17 protein-coding genes are annotated in these 17,411 nt (G+C 68.7%); 10 read left to right on the top strand and 7 right to left on the bottom strand.

What is annotated here, in order from left to right; all coding sequences use genetic code 11:
- Window positions 1-33: 33 nt before the first annotated feature.
- Window positions 34-993 carry a LysR family transcriptional regulator gene (locus IEX13_RS10450; protein ID WP_188663908.1) on the top strand — a complete coding sequence of 320 codons (960 nt, stop codon included), beginning with the start codon at window positions 34-36 and terminating at the stop codon, window positions 991-993.
- Here the strand turns inward: IEX13_RS10450 and IEX13_RS10445 are convergent.
- From IEX13_RS10445 to arfB, 4 genes are all read right to left on the bottom strand, one after another.
- The gene (locus IEX13_RS10445) at window positions 963-2,231 is read right to left on the bottom strand and encodes a mechanosensitive ion channel family protein (RefSeq protein ID WP_188663906.1); all 1,269 of its coding nucleotides are present in this window, start codon (window positions 2,229-2,231) and stop codon (window positions 963-965) included. The genes IEX13_RS10450 and IEX13_RS10445 overlap by 31 nt on opposite strands.
- A 73-nt stretch (window positions 2,232-2,304) precedes the next feature.
- A complete protein-coding gene (locus IEX13_RS10440) occupies window positions 2,305-2,979 on the bottom strand; it encodes a hypothetical protein (protein WP_188663904.1) in 675 nt (224 codons plus the stop codon).
- A 768-nt stretch (window positions 2,980-3,747) separates the two neighbouring features.
- Complete coding sequence (locus IEX13_RS10435) at window positions 3,748-4,335, bottom strand: lysophospholipid acyltransferase family protein (RefSeq protein WP_188663903.1); 588 nt, start codon at window positions 4,333-4,335, stop codon at window positions 3,748-3,750.
- Complete coding sequence (gene arfB / locus IEX13_RS10430; protein ID WP_188663901.1) at window positions 4,332-4,757, bottom strand: alternative ribosome rescue aminoacyl-tRNA hydrolase ArfB; 426 nt, start codon at window positions 4,755-4,757, stop codon at window positions 4,332-4,334. The genes IEX13_RS10435 and arfB overlap by 4 nt, the downstream gene beginning before the upstream one ends.
- 42 nt (window positions 4,758-4,799) lie before the next feature.
- On the opposite strand from arfB, the gene IEX13_RS10425 reads away from it, so the two are divergent.
- From IEX13_RS10425 to plsB, 5 genes are read left to right on the top strand one after another with little or no spacing between them, the layout of a single operon-like run.
- Window positions 4,800-6,779, top strand: a complete 1,980-nt coding sequence (locus IEX13_RS10425; RefSeq protein ID WP_188663899.1) for a UvrD-helicase domain-containing protein — start codon at window positions 4,800-4,802, stop codon at window positions 6,777-6,779.
- A gap of 58 nt (window positions 6,780-6,837) precedes the next feature.
- Window positions 6,838-7,737 (top strand): 5'-nucleotidase, lipoprotein e(P4) family, encoded by a 900-nt coding sequence (locus IEX13_RS10420; RefSeq protein WP_188663897.1) that lies wholly within the window; start codon window positions 6,838-6,840, stop codon window positions 7,735-7,737.
- A 4-nt stretch (window positions 7,738-7,741) separates the two neighbouring features.
- Window positions 7,742-8,458: an orotidine-5'-phosphate decarboxylase gene (gene pyrF, locus IEX13_RS10415; RefSeq protein WP_188663895.1), complete on the top strand. Its 717-nt coding sequence runs from the start codon at window positions 7,742-7,744 to the stop codon at window positions 8,456-8,458.
- A gap of 50 nt (window positions 8,459-8,508) precedes the next feature.
- Window positions 8,509-9,459, top strand: coding sequence for a hypothetical protein (locus IEX13_RS10410; protein ID WP_188663893.1), 951 nt, complete (start codon window positions 8,509-8,511; stop codon window positions 9,457-9,459).
- Window positions 9,407-12,019 (top strand): glycerol-3-phosphate 1-O-acyltransferase PlsB, encoded by a 2,613-nt coding sequence (gene plsB / locus IEX13_RS10405; protein ID WP_425489103.1) that lies wholly within the window; start codon window positions 9,407-9,409, stop codon window positions 12,017-12,019. Before IEX13_RS10410 ends, plsB begins: the two co-directional genes overlap by 53 nt.
- 30 nt (window positions 12,020-12,049) lie before the next feature.
- Here plsB and IEX13_RS10400 read toward each other — a convergent pair whose 3' ends face one another.
- Window positions 12,050-12,256, bottom strand: a complete 207-nt coding sequence (locus tag IEX13_RS10400; RefSeq protein ID WP_188663882.1) for a YdcH family protein — start codon at window positions 12,254-12,256, stop codon at window positions 12,050-12,052.
- A gap of 94 nt (window positions 12,257-12,350) precedes the next feature.
- Here IEX13_RS10400 and ttcA point away from each other — a divergent pair, with 94 nt between their 5' ends.
- From ttcA to IEX13_RS10380, 4 genes are read left to right on the top strand one after another with little or no spacing between them, the layout of a single operon-like run.
- A complete protein-coding gene (gene ttcA / locus IEX13_RS10395) occupies window positions 12,351-13,256 on the top strand; it encodes a tRNA 2-thiocytidine(32) synthetase TtcA (protein ID WP_188663880.1) in 906 nt (301 codons plus the stop codon).
- A 27-nt stretch (window positions 13,257-13,283) separates the two neighbouring features.
- Entirely contained in the window at window positions 13,284-14,195 is a 912-nt protein-coding gene (locus IEX13_RS10390; protein ID WP_188663878.1) for a recombination-associated protein RdgC, read from the top strand.
- Between the two features lie 26 nt (window positions 14,196-14,221).
- Window positions 14,222-14,986 (top strand): YgjP family zinc-dependent metalloprotease, encoded by a 765-nt coding sequence (locus tag IEX13_RS10385; protein ID WP_188663876.1) that lies wholly within the window; start codon window positions 14,222-14,224, stop codon window positions 14,984-14,986.
- Window positions 14,987-15,006: 20 nt separating this feature from the next.
- Complete coding sequence (locus tag IEX13_RS10380) at window positions 15,007-15,531, top strand: hypothetical protein (protein WP_188663875.1); 525 nt, start codon at window positions 15,007-15,009, stop codon at window positions 15,529-15,531.
- Here IEX13_RS10380 and IEX13_RS10375 read toward each other — a convergent pair.
- Together IEX13_RS10375 and hemH are read right to left on the bottom strand one after the other, a co-directional pair.
- The gene (locus IEX13_RS10375) at window positions 15,528-16,370 is read right to left on the bottom strand and encodes an alpha/beta fold hydrolase (protein WP_188663873.1); all 843 of its coding nucleotides are present in this window, start codon (window positions 16,368-16,370) and stop codon (window positions 15,528-15,530) included. The genes IEX13_RS10380 and IEX13_RS10375 overlap by 4 nt on opposite strands.
- The gene (hemH, locus tag IEX13_RS10370; RefSeq protein WP_188663871.1) at window positions 16,370-17,380 is read right to left on the bottom strand and encodes a ferrochelatase; all 1,011 of its coding nucleotides are present in this window, start codon (window positions 17,378-17,380) and stop codon (window positions 16,370-16,372) included. The genes IEX13_RS10375 and hemH overlap by 1 nt, the downstream gene beginning before the upstream one ends.
- Window positions 17,381-17,411 lie beyond the last annotated feature (31 nt).

Raw genomic sequence — 17,411 nt, 5'->3', positions numbered from 1 at the left:
GCTCAGCTTATATCTAACTGGAAACAGCCACTTATGGCCGAGCGCAAGCCCCGTTTTTATTACAAGGGCGACCGTCTCAAGCCGGTGCGGGCCTTCTGCCAGGTCGCGCGCCTGGGTTCGGTGACCCGGGCGGCCGAGGCCCTGTTCCTGAGCCAGCCGGCCGTGACCCTGCAGGTGCAGGCCCTGGAGCGGGAGCTGGGCACGCCGCTCTTCGAGCGCATCGGCCGGCGCTTCAGCCTGACCCGCGAAGGCCAGCTGCTCTACGACCTGGCCCGGCCGCTGGTCGAGGGCCTGGACGGCCTGGAGGCCGAGTTCCGCAGCAAGATCAAGGGTTTGAAAGCCGGCGAGCTGCACGTGGCGGCCGGCAGTTCAACCATCCTCTACCTGCTGCCTACCCTGGTGCAGGCCTTCCGCGAACAGCACCCCGAGGTCCAGCTGGTGCTGCACAACGTCACCGGCCAGGACGGCCTGGGCCTGCTGCGCTCGGACGGCGTCGACCTGGCCGTGGGCTCGATGCTGGACGTGCCCACCGACCTGGCCTACGAGCCGGTGTATTCCTTCGACCCGATGCTGATCTGCCCGCCCGGCCACCCGCTGGCGGAAAAGCCCGACCTGCGGCTCGAGGACCTGTCGCCCTACGGCCTGATCCTGCCGCCGCGGCGGCTCACCACCTACCGGCTGGTGGACCTGGTGTTCCAGCAGCAGCGCGTGCCTTACACGGTGGCGCTGGAAGTGGGCGGCTGGGAGGTGATCAAGCAGTACGTGGCCATGGGCCTGGGCATCAGCATCGTCACCAGCATCTGCCTGACCGAAGCCGACAAGCAGCGGCTGGTGGCGCGCAGCCTGGCCGACTACTTCCCGCCGCGCAGCTACGGCGTGGTGATGCGCAAGGGCAAGTACCTGAGCCCGCAGGCGCGGGATTTCGTCGACCTGGTCAAGCCGGGCCTGTTCCAGCGCCGCGACTATTTCGACTCGGGGCACTCCGAGCGCTGAACGCCCAGCGCCTGTGCGGCCGCGGCGACGTCGCCGCCCGACGGCGCCTGGAACGCGCGCAGCCCGAACTCGGGCAGGATCGCCAGCAGGTGGTCGAAGATGTCGGACTGGATGTCTTCGTAGTCGTTCCAGGCGGTGGTGCCGGTGAAGCAGTAGATCTCTATCGGCAGGCCCTGCGGGCCCGGGTCGAGCTGGCGCACCAGCAGGGTCATGTCGTCGCGGATGCCCTTGTGCGCCTGCAGGTAGGCGCGGGCGTAGGCGCGGAAGGTGCCCAGGTTGGTGAGCCGGCGCAGGTTCACCGGCGCCTTGCCCTGGCGCTGGGCGTTCCACTCGGCCAGCTCCGACGCCTTCTTGTCCAGGTAGGGCTGCAGCAGCACGAAGCGCGACAGGTCCTCGCGTTCTTCGTTGCTGAGGTAGCGCACCGTGCCCTGGTCGATCGGCAGCGCGCGCTTGATGCGGCGGCCGCCGGATTCGCTCATGCCGCGCCAGTTCTTGAAGCTGTCGGCGATCAGCGTGTGCGTGGGGATGGTGGTGATGGTCTTGTCCCAGTTCTGCACCTTCACCGTGTGCAGGGCGACGTCGATGACGTCGCCGTCGGCGCCGTACTTGGGCATCTCGATCCAGTCGCCCACGCGCACCATGTCGTTGGACTGGATCTGCACGCTGGCCACCAGCGACAGGATGGTGTCCTTGAACACCAGCATCAGCACCGCCGTCATGGCGCCGAAGCCCGAGAGCAGCAGCAGCGGCGATTTTTCCACCAGCACCGCGACGATCAGCACCACCGCCAGCACGAACAGCACGATCTTGGCGACCTGCAGGTAACCCTTGATCGGCCGGCTGCGCGCGCGTTCGGGGTCGTGGGCCTCGTAGATGTCCTGCAGGCTGGCCAGGAAGGCGCTGAGCGCCTGCGCCGCTGTGAGCACCACGTAGGCGGCGGCGACGTTGCGCACCACCTCCACCGCGCCTTCGGGCAGGTTCGGCACCAGCGGCACGCCGAGATAGATGACCACCGCCGGCACCGCGTGGGCCAGGCGTGAAATTACTCCGCGCGCCAGCAGGGCGTCGTCCCACTTCACCGACGAGGCCTTCACCATCCGCACCAGCACGCGCAGCAGCAGGCGCTGGGTCAGCTGGTCGGCCAGCCAGGCCAGCAGCAGCAGGGCGACGCCGACGGTGGCCGAGTGTGCCCAGGGATGCGCGGTGACCTGATCGTAGAGGCCGTAGATGAAATCCATGGGCAAGTCTATTCACAATGGAACAGACTCCGAAACCCCTAGGAACCAAAGGTAGATGCACCAACCAAAGGTCTTACCGGTCACGCGCCTGCAATAGGCGCACTAAGCAATACAGCGAAGCCGCAAGGAAAAATGCAGAGACGGCGGTGCCAGAAACAAGCACCACGAACATCGAGAAAGAGACGACAAATCCAAAGTAAATCCTGAGGAGTGCAGCGTCCTCAGGAGGCATGATTTCTGCGCTTAGCTCTGAAGCGTTATCGATTTCAGAACCGTCGTTCTCGATTTCGTCCATTTGATCGAGAGTATCAGGCAAGTTCGTCACTTGGGCTGAAGCGGCCCCATCGCCGTCCAACGCTGAACCCTCGGCCGCAGGCACGCCAAAACCGAAGCGGGCGTAGGTTGGTAGATCAAAGGATTGTGCCGACGAGACCTCTGATCTAGGCAACACTATGCGGAAGTCGTCAAGTGTTGGTCCGCATGACTCTCCAGACCTCTCCATAAGCTCATAGTGGGGTTGATAGTAGGTCTTTAGAACCAACCCCTGCTCTGAGTCTCGGTAGCCGGATGCCATTGGCCAAATTCCGATCCATTTTTTTTCGCCATCCAGAATTGAATAGGCCTCCGGAATGCCTACATAGACTTTTCCCGACTTGAGAGTGATAGCGATTAGTACGCCACTCTCCAGACATCTAATGCAAAGCTCTTCCAGCTCTTCAATCGCGCCTACTTTTCGGGCCAGCGCCACGAGAAGTCTCGGGTCGCGAAATAGAAAGTGGTTGAACAACCATGAGAGCCCACAAGCCCCCGCAAATGAAATTGCCGCTATCGCAGTCAGAAACCCCAGAAGTTCAACATCGCCAGGGCTCTTGGAAAGGCTTGGCAAATAGGTGAGCCCAGCACTCCAGCCATCCCGGTAAGCATCAATTCGAGAGAGAAGGCTATGAATGCTTGCCGATAAGCAGGCTAGGTACGCCGCTGCTAGGACGGCAGAAAAGTACTGAGGGTGTCCCGAGTTCTTCAGGGCCGCGAATCGAGTTAGCCGCCAGTCCTTAACGAACTTCCAACCGCATGCAAGTATAAAAAGGCTTAGGGCCAGAACAGTCACGTGGCTTTCGGCTCAGGGGCGGATTAGCCGCGCGCCTTCGCTTTTTCCTTAGCAGCGCTAGCGTCAAAGAGCTTCTTAGTGGCATCGATCTGCCGCTTCATGATGCCCTCCTTGACGAGCACCTTTCTACTTACGACTAGCCCAGCGTCGCGATCTAACGTGAATACTGGGGGCGCCCTAAACTTTAGGACAACTTTTCTCGTCTTCTTCATCTCTGCATGCCTCCGTTCACTAGGGTGAGAACCCCATTCAGGCACACTAGCCACCATCTTCCGCGCAGGGAGTAGGAAATCCCAACTGGGGACACGAATTGAACGTCGTCGCTTACGGTAGTATTTACACCTAGCCGCTCTGAGGCACAAGCATCGTGGAAACCGCTGATTCCTAGAGTGCTTAAGTTCGAGGGCGCTACAGCGTGTCGCGGTTCTTGCCGACGTGCGGTCGGTAGATGGCGCGGATGCGGGCCATGTCGGCCGCCTGGTCGTCGGTCAGGTGCACCATCGGCCCCAGGCCTATCGTGCGCGTGGGGTAGTGGAACCAGGCGCAGAAAACCGGGACCTCCGCGCGCCGGGCGATCTTCCAGAAACCGGTCTTCCACTGCTGCACGCGCTTGCGGGTGCCTTCCGGGGCCAGCACGAAGTACATGCGCTGTGCGCCGCGGATCTGCTCGACCGTCTGGTCGACCAGGCCGCCGGGCGCACTGCGGTCCACCGGCACGCCGCCGAGCTTGCGCAGCAGCCAGCCCAGCGGCCCGCGGAACAGTTCGGCCTTGGCGATGAAGGTGATGTCCACGTCCATCGCCAGCTTGGCGGCCAGGCCCCAATAGGCGTCCCAGGCCGACGAATGCGGCGCGGCGATGACCACCGCCCGCGGCACCGGCGGGAACTCCCCTTCGATGGTCCAGCCGCCCAGGCGCAGCAGGAAGCGGCCCAGCCAGCGGCCAAAGCGCGAGCCGGTGCGCGGCGCCTGGTCGGGCAGCACCGGAACCCGGGTCATTCGCGCTCCCAGCGCGACACGCTGCGCTGGCGCTTGACCGTGGCGCGCTCGCGCTTGGCGCCCAGCCGGCGCTCCTTCGACCCCTTCGTCGGCTTGGTGGCGATGCGTTTCTTCGGTGCCACAGTGGCGGCGGCGACCACGGCGGCCAGGCGCTCGCGGGCGTCTTCGCGATTGCGGTCCTGGGTGCGGAAGCGCTGGGCGCTGAGCACCAGCACGCCTTCGGCGGTGAGGCGCCGGTCGCGGCGGGCCAGCAGGCGCGCGCGCACCGCCTCGGGCAGGGACGGCGAATTGGCGACGTCGAAACGCAGCTCGACCGCGGTCGAGACCTTGTTCACGTTCTGGCCGCCCGGCCCGCCCGAGCGCACGAAGCGTTCGACCAGTTCGTCGTCGGGGATGGCCAGGGTGGGCGTGACTTGCAGCATGGCGCGGATTGTACCCGCCGGCCCGGTACAATCGGCGCCCTCATGCATGACCTCAACCCCCCCCAGAAAGAAGCGGTCGCCTACACGGCCGGCCCCCTGCTGGTGCTGGCCGGCGCCGGCAGCGGCAAGACCCGCGTGATCACCGAAAAGATCGCCCACCTGGTCGGCAGCGGCCAGCGCGAGGCCCGGCACATCGCCGCGATCACCTTCACCAACAAGGCCGCGCGTGAAATGCGCGAGCGTGTCGCCAAGCGCATCAAGGGCGACGCCGCGGAGGGACTGACGGTCACCACCTTCCATTCCCTGGGCCTGCGCTTCCTGCAGATCGAACACGACCGCGCCGGCCTGCGCCGGGGGTTTTCGATCTTCGATGCCGACGACCAGATGTCGATCATCAAGGACCTCTCGCCGCAGGGCCTGAAGAACGATGCGCTGTACGCGCTGCAGAACCTGATCAGCGCCGCCAAGAACAACGCACTGACCCCCGAACAGGCCGCCGAGGCCGCGCGCAGCGTGCGCGAGCGCGAAGCCGCCGCCCTGTACGCGCGCTACCAGGCGCGGCTGCAGGCCTTCAACGCGGTGGACTTCGACGATCTTATCCGGCTGCCGCTGCAGCTGCTGGAAGCCGAACCCGACCTGGCCGCCGGCTGGCGCGAACGCATCCGCTACCTGCTGGTGGACGAATGCCAGGACACCAACGGCGCCCAGTACCGCCTGCTCAAGCAGCTGGCCGGCCCGAAGGGCAACATGACCTGCGTGGGCGACGACGACCAGTCCATCTACGCCTGGCGCGGCGCCCAGCCGGAAAACCTGGAAATGCTGGCCCAGGACTACCCGGCGCTGAAGGTGATCAAGCTCGAGCAGAACTACCGCTGCTCGGGCCGCATCCTGCGCTGCGCCAACACGCTGATCGAAAAGAACCCGCACAAGCACCTCAAGCAGCTCTGGAGCCAGCACGGCGACGGCGAGCCGGTGCGGGTCTGGCAGTGCCGCAATTCCGAACACGAAGCCGAGCGCATCGCCGCGGAAATCCACTACCTCAAGCAGGCCAAGGAAATCCCCTGGGGCGAGTTCGCCATCCTGTTCCGCGGCAACCACCAGTCGCGGCCGCTGGAAAAGGCGCTGCAGCTGCTGCGCATCCCGTACCACCTCACCGGCGGCACCGCCTTCCTGGACCGCGCCGAGGTCAAGGACCTGCTGAGCTGGCTGCGCGTGCTGGCCAACCCCGACGACGACACCGCCTTCCTGCGCGCGATCGCCGCGCCCAAGCGCGAGGTCGGCGCGACCACGCTGGAAAAGCTGGCGGCGATGGCGCAAACCGCCGGCATGCCGATGTCGCGGGCGGCCGGGCAGATCGGCTTCCTGAAACAGCTGACGCCGCGCGCCGCGGCCGGCCTGGACGAATTCACCCGCATCGTCGAATCGCTGCGCGACGACTCCCAGCGCCTGACGCCGGCCGAACTGGTGCCGGTGCTGGCCGAACGCAGCGGCTTGCTGGGCATGGTGCGCAGCCAGTGCAAGGACGAAGCCGGCTTCCTGCGCCGCAAGGCCAACCTGGACGAACTGGCCTCGTGGTTCGAAGGCGCCCGTGGCGGCGGCCCGGGCGAACTGGCGGCGCAGCTGGCCCTGCTGTCGAACGCCGACCGTGGCGAACCCGGCAACGCGGTGCGCCTGATGAGCCTGCACGCGGCCAAGGGCCTGGAGTTCCGCACGGTGTTCGTGATCGGCTGCGAGGACGGCAACCTGCCGCACGAAGCCAGCGTCGAAGAAGGCGGCCTGGAGGAAGAGCGCCGGCTGATGTACGTGGGCATCACCCGCGCCAAGGAGCGCCTGTACCTGTCGCACAGCGCCGAGGTGAAACGCTGGGGCGCGCTCGAACACCTCCTGCCCAGCCGCTTCCTGGACGAACTGCCCGCCGCCGACCTGCTGCGCGACGGTAGCGACCCCGAACGCGAGACCGCCGAAAAGAAGCAACGCGGCCGCGCCCACATGGACGCCATCGCCGCCCTCTTCAACGACTGAAACGACGCCGTCGCAGGCGCCGGGTAGAATCGGCGGCCTTCGAGAAAGGAACCCGCCGATGACCCCCTTGCGCACCCTGTCGCTGTCCGCCCTCGTGCTGGCCCTGGCCGCCTGCCAGACCGCGCCGAGCCGCGCGCCGGCGGAAACCCCGGCGCCGGAACCGGCCCCGGTCGCCGCCGGCCCCGCCGCCAACGACAACATGAACGCCGTGGCCTGGGTGCAGACCGCCGAGGAATACTCGCTGCTTACCGTCCAGACCTTCCTGGCCGCCAGCAAGGAACTCGACCGCGCCATCAACACCCCCGGCTGGGACGCCCTGGTGCCGTCCGAGCGGGCCAACCCGCCCGACGGCCTGCCGCCGGCGGTTATCGTGGACATCGACGAAACCGTGCTCGACAACTCGCCCTACCAGGCCCGCCTGGTGCGCGACGGCGGCAGCTACAACGAAGTCACCTGGGACGCCTGGGTGCGTGAAGAAGAAGCGCGGCCGGTGCCGGGCGCGCTGGAGTTCGCCAAGGCCGCCGCCGAACGCGGCGTCACCCTCTTCTACGTCTCCAACCGCGCCGCCCACCTCAACGACGCCACCGTTGCCAACCTCAAGGCCGTCGGTTTCCCGATTCAGTCCGACGACCAGTTCCTGGGCCTGGGCTTTTTCGTCGAAGGCTGCGAACAGCACGGCTCGGAAAAGGGCTGCCGCCGCCAGCACGTCGGCCGCACGCACCGGGTGCTGATGCAGTTCGGCGACCAGATCGGCGACATGGTCAGCATCGACGCCAACACCCCGGCCGGCCGCAAGCGGGCCCTGCAGCCTTACCTGGCCTGGTTCGGTGAACGCTGGTTCGTGCTGCCCAACCCGACCTACGGCAGCTGGGAGCCGGCCCTGTTCAACAACGCCTGGGAGCTGCCGGAGGCCGAGCGCCGCCAGCGCAAGCTCGACGCCCTGCACTACGCCGAGTAAGCCCATGATCCCCGCCCGCGACCGCCTCATCTTCGCCCTGGACGTGCCCACGGCCGCCGAAGCCACTGCCTGGGTCGACCGCCTGGGCGATGCGGTCGGCTTCTACAAGATCGGCATGGAGCTGCTTACCAGCGGCGACTACTTCCGGGTGCTCGAAGACCTGGCCGGGCGCGGCAAGCAGGTGTTCGTGGACCTGAAGTTCCACGACGTGCCCGCCACCGTGGCCGCGACCCTGCGCGGCCTGCGCCGCTATCCGGTTTCCCTGTGCACCATCCACGGCCAACATCACGCCATGATGCACGCAGCTTCGCAGGAGAAGGGCGACATTCGCCTCCTGGCGGTCACCGTGCTGACGTCCATGGACCGCAGCGATCTTCGGCAAATGGGCATCGATCGTGAGCCTTCGCAGGTCGTGGTCGAACGTGCCCTGGCCGCGCAGGCCGCCGGCTGCGACGGCGTCATCGCCTCGGGCCAGGAAGCCGGCGCGATCCGCCAGGCCACCGGACCGGGCTTCCTGGTTGTCTGCCCCGGCATCCGCCCGGCCGGCCCCGCCGGCGACGACCAGAAGCGCACCGTGGACGTCGCCGCAGCCTTCGCGGCGGGCGCCGACTACATCGTGGTGGGCCGGCCGATCCGCAACGCCGCCGACCCGGTGGCGGCCGCCGAGGCCATCCAGGCCCAGGTCCGCCAGGCCCTGGGGGCCGCGGGAAACGGGCCCTGAACACCCGATCTGGTAGATTCGGCCGCCAATCCCGACGGTATTCACGCCGCATGATCCGATTCCCGAACCTCCGGGCCCTGGCCGCCCTGCTGCTGATCGCGCTCGCCCTGGTCGCCTGCCGCCGGGACCCGCCGGCCGAAGACGCCTCGACCGTGCCCGGCAGCCCGGTCGCCGCCGTCGAAGCCCAGGCCCAGGCCCTGCGCGCCAACGACCTGGTGCGCTGGTCCCGGCTGGGCCTGCCGCCCGAGCTGCATGCGCGCACCGAAGCCCTGTGGAACCGCCGCCTGGCCGAAGCCACGCCGCCCGACCCGGAAGAAGCCCGCGAGTACGCCGACATGATGTCGCGCCTGATGGCGCCGGACGCCGAACAGGCCCTGCTGCGCGACATCGAGCCCAAGCTGGTCGAGTTCGAAACCGAGATCGCCGGCCAGTGGCCGCTGATGCAGGCCACCGCCGGAATCTTCCTCAACGCCGCCATCGAGGCCAACACCGAACTCAGCGCCTCCGAGAAGTCCCATGGCCAGGAACTGGTGTCCACCCTGCTGGGCTGGGCCCAGCCGGCGCTGTTCACCGACCGCGCCCGGGCCCGGGAGGCCATCGCCGCGCTCAGCGCCACCGCCCGCGAACTCGACCTGCCGACCCTGGAAGACGCCCGCGCGCTGGAAATGATGCCGGCGATGGAAAAGGGCGGTATCGCCCTGGCCGGCATCAAGCAGGCCGCCAAGGCCTACGACATGGACCTGGACGCCTCGCTCGACGGCGTCGAAGCCGCGCTGGTCTCGCGCGAAGGCGACCGGGCCCGCGTGAAGGTCAGCTACCCGCTGCTGGATGAAACCATCAGCTTCGAGATGGACATGCAGCGCGTGGGCGAAGGCTGGTACAGCGCCGACGCGATCCGCCAGGCCGAAGCCGACCTGGCCGAAGCCGGCCCGGACCCCGCCGAGCAGTCTGCCAACCCCAACGCGGAGCCCGCGACGACGGGCGCCGGCAGCGCCGACTGAGCCAGCACGCATGGACGCCGTCAACACGCCCGCGCCGGGCCAGCCCCCTCGTCCGCCCGGCAAGCCGCCGCTCTGGGCGCGCTTCATGGAAGCGCTGCTCAAGCCCTGGATCGAAATCAAGCGCGAGCCCGCCGAAGCGCCCTTCGACCTGGACCGGCCGATCTGCTACGTCATCGAAAACTACGGGCTGTCGAACACCCTGATCCTCGACCGCGCCTGCCGCGAAGCCGGCCTGCCGTCGCCGCTGGCCGCGCTGCCGGGGGATCCGCTGGGCCGCAAGCGTGCCTACGTGGCGCTGTCGCGCCGGCGCGCCGGCGTGTTCGGGCGGCCGCGCAACCGCAGCCATTCCGATGCGCTGTCGCGCCTGCTCATGGCGCACCGCCTCTACCCCGACCAGGACGTGCAGCTGGTGCCGGTGTCGATCTTCGTCGGCCGGGCGCCGGCGCGGCAGTCGGGCTGGTTTTCGGTGCTGTTCTCGGAAAACTGGGCGCTGGTGGGCCGCTTCCGCCGGCTGCTGGCGATCCTGCTCAATGGCCGCGACACGGTGGTGCAGTTCTCGCCGGGTGTGCGGGTCTGGGAAATCCTGGGCGACGACATGCCGCACGAACGCCAGGTGCGCAAGGTCAGCCGGGTGCTGCGCGCGCACTTCCGGCGCATCAAGACCGCGGTGATCGGCCCGGACCTGTCCACGCGCCGCCTGCTGGTGGACCGCGTGCTCGACGCCGAACCGGTGCGCAAGGCGATCACCGACCAGGCCCGGCGCGACGGCACGGAATACCTCGACGCCTGGAAAAAAGCGCACGGGTTTGCCTGGGAGATCGCCGCCGACTATTCCAACCCGGTGGTGCGCTCGGCCTCGTTCGCGCTCACCGGCTTCTGGAACCGCATCTACGACGGCCTGAACGTGCACCACATGGACACGCTCAAGCAGGTCGCGCCCGGGCACGAGGTGATCTACGTGCCCTGCCACCGCAGCCACATGGACTACCTGCTGCTGAGCTACCTGCTCTACAGCCGCGGCGTCGTTCCGCCGCACATCGTCGCGGGCGTCAACCTCAACATGCCGGTGCTGGGCCCGATCCTTCGCCGCGGCGGCGCGTTTTTCATCCGTCGGTCGATCAAGGGCAATGCGCTTTACGCGGCCGTGTTGGGCGAATACGTGGCCCAGCTGGTGTCGGAAGGTTTTTCGCTGGAGTACTTCATCGAAGGTGGCCGTTCGCGCACGGGCCGGCTGCTGCCGCCCAAGGGCGGCATGATCGTGATGACGCTCAAGGCCTTCCTGCGCGCCCCGCGCCGTCCGGTGGTGTTCCAGCCGGTCTACATCGGCTATGAAAAGCTGATCGAGGGCAAGAGCTACCTCGACGAGCTGACCGGCCAGCCCAAGGAAAAGGAAACCGTCTGGGCCCTGCTCAAGGCCGCCGCCGGCATCCTGCGCCAGCACTACGGCAAGGTGGCGGTGAACTTCGGCGAGCCGATCTTCCTGGACCAGGTGCTGGCCGTGCATGCGCCGGACTGGCGCGAACGCAACGCCGCCAACCCGGACGAAAAGCCGGCCTGGCTCAACACCGCGGTCGAGGACATCGCCAACCGCATCCAGGTCAACATCAACCGCGCCGCCGACGTGAACCCGGTGAACCTGCTGGCCCTGGCCCTGCTGGCCACGCCCAAGCACGCCATGTCCGAGGCCGACCTGCTGGCGCAGCTGGGCCTGTACAAGAAGCTGCTGGCGGCACTGCCGTATTCCGAGCGCGTCACGGTCACCGAACTCGAACCGGCCGAGATCATCGCCTACGGCGAGAAGATCGGCGTGCTCACCCGCACCGACCATCCGCTGGGCGCCGTGCTCAGCGTCGAGGGCGAAACGGCGGTGCTGCAGAGTTATTTCCGCAACAACGTACTGCATCTGTTCGCGGCGGCGTCGTGGGTGGCGCTGTGTTTCCAGAACAACCGGCGCATGAGCCGCTCGGGCCTGCTGCGCCTGGGCCGCACGATCTATCCGTTCGTGCAGGAGGAGCTGTTCCTGCCCTGGGACGCCGACGGCTTCGTTCAGCGCCTGGAAGCCACGGTGGACCTGTTCGTCGCCGAGGGCCTGCTGACCATGGCCAGCGAGGACGACGGCGGCTACCTGTCGCGCGGCCCCGGCCAGACCGACGAAGTCTTCCGCCTGCGCGCGGTCGCCCACAGCCTGCAGCAGGCCTTCGAGCGCTATTTCATCGCCATCACCACGCTGGTGAAGAACGGCCCGCGCACGCTCAGCTCGGGCGAGCTCGAGACCCTGTGCCAGCTCACCGCCCAGCGCCTGAGCCTGCTCTACGCGCCGGCCGCGCCGGAGTTCTTCGACAAGACCCTGTTCCGCGGCTTCATCCACAAGCTGCGCGAGATGAAGCTGGTCTGGATCGCCGAAAACGGCAAGCTCGATTTCGACGAGCCGCTGACGGCCTGGGAAAAGGACGCCAAGGTGGTGCTGGGCCGCGACCTGCGCCACACCATCGCCAAGCTTTCGCCCGAAGCGGTCAGCAAGGTGGCGAAGTCGCGCGGCGACGAAGAAACGACGGCCTGAGGCCGCCGTCACGTCGGCGCGCGGGTGGGTTCAGGCGTCGAGGTCGGGGATAAGCCGGCTTTCGAGCGCGATGATCATGTCCTTGATGCGCAGCTTGCGCTTCTTCAGGCGCTTGAGCGTCAGCTCGTCGGCGTCGCGGTCGACCGCCAGGCGCGCGATGGCCTCGTCGAGGTCGCGGTGTTCGACCCGCAGCTCGACCAGCTGGGCAGTGATCTTGGCGGGATCTTCCGTGGCCATGCGCTCTCCCGGTTCCCCGCTAGCCTAGCGCCCCGGCGGGCCGGGCGACAGGGGTAGAATGGGCGACCGTTTCGCCATCGTTCCAATCCCCGCCATGACCCTGGTCCTGCACGATCCGCTGCCCCGCCAGCCGACGCCCGAAGGCGTCGCGCGCAGGCAGGCGCACGAGCGCGCCAAACTGGCCAAGCGCCTGCGCCGGCAGGTCGGCCAGGCCATCGCCGACTACGGCATGATCGAGCACGGCGACAAGGTCATGGTCTGCCTGTCCGGCGGCAAGGACAGCTACGCGATGCTCGACCTGCTGCTGCAGCTGCGCCAGAAGGCGCCGGTGCAGTTCGATCTGGTGGCGGTGAACCTCGACCAGAAGCAGCCGGGCTTCCCGGAACATGTCTTGCCCGACTACCTGCGTTCGCTCGGCGTGCCTTTCACCATCATCGAGCAGGACACCTACTCGGTGGTCAAGCGCGTGGTGCCCGAGGGCAAGACCATGTGCTCGCTGTGCTCGCGCCTGCGCCGCGGGGCGCTGTACCGGCACGCCAAGGAGAATGGTTTTACCAAGATCGCGCTCGGCCATCACCGCGACGACCTGCTGGCCACGTTCTTCATGAACCTGTTCTTCCACGCCAAGCTGGCCAGCATGCCGCCCAAGCTGCTCAGCGACGACGGCGAACACGTGGTCATCCGCCCCCTGGCGACCTGCCGCGAAGCCGACCTGGTGGCCTACGCCGACTTCAAACAGTTCCCCCTCATCCCCTGCACCCTGTGTGGCTCGCAGGAAAACCTGCAGCGCAAGCAGGTCGCCCGCATGCTGGCCGCCTGGGAAAAGGAAAGCCCCGGCCGCAGCGAAACCATCGCCCGCGCCCTGGCCGACGTGCGCCCCGCGCAACTGGCCGACCCGGCCCTGTTCGACTTCGCCGCCCTGGGCCGCCACGGCGACGGCCCCCTGCCTGACGCCAACGCCTGGCTCGCCGTCGGCGCACCCGAAATCACCGAAGACTGACCGTCTCACCTTGGATTTGGAGTTTTGATGTTTTTTCGCAACCTCACGTTCTTCCGCTTCCCGACCACCCTCGCCAAGACCCTCGACGACCTCGACGCCCGCTTGGAAGAGTGCAAGCTCAAGCCGGTCGGTCCGTCCGAGCTGATGTCGCGTGGCTTCATCTCGCCCTTCGGCCGTGACGGCGCGACCATGAGCCACCGCGTCGGCGACGCCATCTGGATCACCCTGGGCGGCGAAGACCGCCTGCTGCCGTCGGCCGTCATCAACGACCAGCTGGGCCGCAAGCTCGCCGAGATCGAAGAAAAGGAAGGCCGCCGCCTGGGTGGCCGCGCCCGCAAGCGCCTGAAGGAAGACATCGTGCTTGAACTGCTGCCGCGCGCCTTCGTGCGGCCGGTGCGCTGCTCGGCCACGCTCGACCTCGAACACGGCTTCATCGCCGTGGACACCAGCTCGCGCAAGACCGCCGAAAACCTGGTCTCGGAACTGCGCCACGCCCTGGGCAGCTTCCCGGCCCTGCCGCTGAACGCCGAAGCCTCGGTGCGCGTCATCCTCACCGGCTGGCTGGCCGGCGAACCGCTGCCGCCGGGCCTGTCGCTGGGCGACGAATGCGAACTCAAGGACCCGGTGGACGGCGGTGCCGTGGTGCGCTGCAGCCGCCACGAACTGCAGGTGGACGAAATCCGCCAGCACCTCGAGGCCGGCAAGCAGGTCACGCGCCTGGCCCTGGTGCTCGACGACCACGTCGGCTTCGTGCTCGGCGAAGACCTGGTGCTGCGCAAGCTCAAGTTCCTCGACGGCGCCGTCGACCAGCTCGAGGGCACCGAAGCCGATGGCGTGGCGGCCGAGCTCGACGCCCGCTTCGCGCTGATGTCCGGTGAGCTCAAGCGCCTGTTCGCGGTGCTCGAACCGGCCCTGAAGTTCAGCCGCGCCGACGCCTGACCCCGTCCCGCGGTAGATTGGCGCCCATGTTCCTGCGAACCAAGCGCCCCGCCCCGCCCGCGGCCGAAATCCGGCCGCTGGCACTGGCCGACGGCCGCGAGGTGCCGGTGCGCTGGGTCCGCGACCGGCGCGCGCGCCGGCTGCGCCTGATCGTTTCCGACAAGGGCGCGCGCCTGACCCTGCCGACCGCGGCCTCGGTGCGCATGGCCGACGCCTTCCTGCACGAACACCGCGACTGGCTGGCCGACCAGCTCGACCGCCAGCACCCGGACCAGGCCCCGCTGTTCGGCCGCGACTGGGCCGACCCCCTGCCCCTGCGCGGCGCGCATGCACCGCTGGCCTGGCGCGAAGGCCGCTTCGCGCGCGCCACGCTGACCGGGCACGGCATCGAACTGCAGCTGCCCGAGCGCGCCGACGACCGCCGCGCCCGCGCCGCGCTGCGCGACTTCTACCTGCAGCAGGCGCGCACCGACCTGGGCCGCTGGCTGCCGCGCTACCTGCCGGGCCTGCCGCGGCCGCCCTCGTCGCTGCGCCTGCGCGCGCTGTCTTCGCTGTGGGGATCGCTCAGCCCGGGCGACGCCGTGTCGCTGGACCTGGCCCTGGTGCTGGGCCGCCCCTCGGCCTTCGAATACGTGCTGGTGCACGAACTTTGCCACCTGCTGCACGCCGACCATTCCCCGCGCTTCTGGCGCGAGGTGGAAGCCCGCTGGCCGCACTGGCGACTCGAACGCGACTACCTGCGCGGCGAAGGTTTGGCCTTGAAGGCGACACTGGCGCGTTTGACCCGGTAAGCCCTTGCCGGGGAGCCCCCTTGGCCCCGTCCACCCGCCACCTGCTGACCGCCTGCCTCGCCGCCCTGCTGTGCAGTGCCTGCGGCGACGAGCCCGTCGGCGCCCCGGAAACCTTGGTGGACAAGGCACTGGAGGCCAACGCCCGCCAGCAGGCCGCCGAAAGCCAGGCGGCCGACGGCGAACGCAAGCTCACCCTGGAAACCGAGGCCGGGCTCTACCGCGCCACCAGCGGCGACAACCTGTCGCTGCCCGCCGACTTCCCCGCCGACGTGCCGCTGCCGCGCGACGCCAGCATCACCAACGCCACCCAGCTGGGCGCGACCATCTCGCTGGGTGCGCACAGCCCGCGCAGCCTGGCCCTGGTGTTCGACGAGTTCCGCCGGGCGCAGCGCGCGGCCGGCTGGACCGAAGCCACCGTGCAGGCCGACGCCATCGTGCGCGTGGCCGGCTTCGACAAGGCCGGCCGGCACCTGGAAGCCAACTTCGTCGAAGAAGCCGGCGGCGGCACCACGCTGGCGGTGACCGTCGGCCCGGCGGGCGATTAGCCGCGCAGGAAGTCCAGCAACGCCGCGGCCACGGCGTCGGGCTGTTCCATGTGCAGGTGATGGCCACCCGGCAGCACCACCACGCTGGCCTCGCGCAGGCAGCCCAGGCGGGCTTCGCGCACGTCAGGACTGAAATACGGCGGCGACGGATCGGCCGCGACCACCCGCACCGGCGCCTCGATGGCGCGCAGCATGGCCTGGATGGTGGCTTCGTCCATGCGCACGTGGCCGGGCCAGGTCAGGCGCGGGTCGCTGCGCCAGGCGTAGCCGCCGTCGACGGCGCGCAGGTTGCGCTCGACGATCAGCCGCGCGGCCTCGGGCGACATGCGGCTGGCGACCAGGCGCGCGGCCACGGCCGTATCCACGTCGGGCAATACGCGCGGCGGGCGCGCGGGTTTGTCGCGGCGCGCGGCCACGGCGTCGCGCACGCGTTCGCCGGCCTTGGCCGGGTCGCCGGCCACCGGGCCCAGGGCTTCCACCAGAGCGACCCGCCGTACGCGCGAAGGCGCGGCGGCGGCCAGCACGCAGGCGATGGCGCCGCCCATGGAATGCCCCAGCAGGTCGGCCCGCGGCCAGTCCAGGGCATCAAGCGCGTCGAGCACGTCGTGCAGCCAGTCGGCGAAGGCGTAGTCGTAACCCGGCGCCCGGTGCGAAGACGCCCCGTGCCCGGGCAGGTCCAGCGCCACCCAGTCGAAGTCCGCCAGGTGCGGCGCCAGCGGCAGGAAGCTGGCGGCGTTGTCGAGCCAGCCGTGCAGGCAAAGCAGCTTCGGGCCCGACCGGTCGCCGCCGCGCAGCGCGGCCAGCGGCCCGCGCGCGGTGTCCAGCCTGATCTCCTGCATCAGTGCGGCCAGCCCTGCAGGTGCCGGCGCGCCAGCGCCGACAGGGCGGCCACGTGGCCGGGTTCGTCGTTGAGCGCGCTGATGTAGCGCAGGGCCTCGCCGCCGGCGGCGCGGAAGACGTCGTCGTTTTCGACAGCGATTTCCTCCAGGGTTTCCAGGCAGTCGCTGGCGAAACCCGGGCAGACCACGTCCAGGGTTTTCACGCCGTCGCGGGCCAGGGCTTCCAGGGTCTTGTCGGTGTAGGGCTGCAGCCATTCCTCGCGGCCAAAGCGCGACTGGTAGGTCAGCAGCCACTGGTCGTCGGCCAGCTCCAGCCGGGTGGCCAGGGCGCGGGCACCGGCCTCGCACTGGCGCGGGTAGGGGTCGCCGGCGGTTTCAAAGCGCTTGGGCAGGCCGTGGAAGGACATCACCAGGCGGTCGGCGCGGCCGTGCAGGTCCCAGTGCGCGCGCACGCGGGCCTCGAGCGCGTCCAGCCAGCCGGCATCGACGTGGTAGTCGGCGATGAAACGCAGCTCGGGCGCGCGCCGCCAGGTCGCCAGTTCGGCGGTGACCGCGTCCATCACCGCCGCCGTGGTCGAGGCCGAATACTGCGGGTACAGCGGCAGCACCAGCAGGCGCTGCATGCCCTCGGCCTGCAGCTGGCGCAGCACCTCGGGCACCGACGGGTTGCCGTAGCGCATGGCCAGGCGCACCTGCACGTCGGGCAGGGCGTGCTGCATCTGCCGGGCCAGGCGCTGGCCATACACCAGCAGCGGCGAGCCGTCGGGCATCCATACCGAGGCGTAGTTGCGCGCCACCCGCGGCGAGCGCAGCGGCAGGATCACGAAGTGCAGCAGCGGGCACCAGATCCAGCGGCTCAGCTCGACCACCCGGTGGTCGTGCAGGAACTGCGCCAGGTAGCGGCGCACCGCCGCCGGCGTCGGCGCGTCGGGCGTGCCCAGGTTGACCAGCAGCAGCGCCGTGCGGCCGGGGCCGGGCGCGGGAACGGGGGCGTCGAGGTAGGGTTTCATGCCGGGAGATGATGGGATGCTGTGGGAAACT

The organism is Arenimonas soli (assembly GCF_014643775.1).
In the GTDB taxonomy this organism is placed as follows: Bacteria; Pseudomonadota; Gammaproteobacteria; order Xanthomonadales; family Xanthomonadaceae; genus Arenimonas; species Arenimonas soli.
This window is presented reverse-complemented; position numbering and strand designations above follow the sequence as displayed.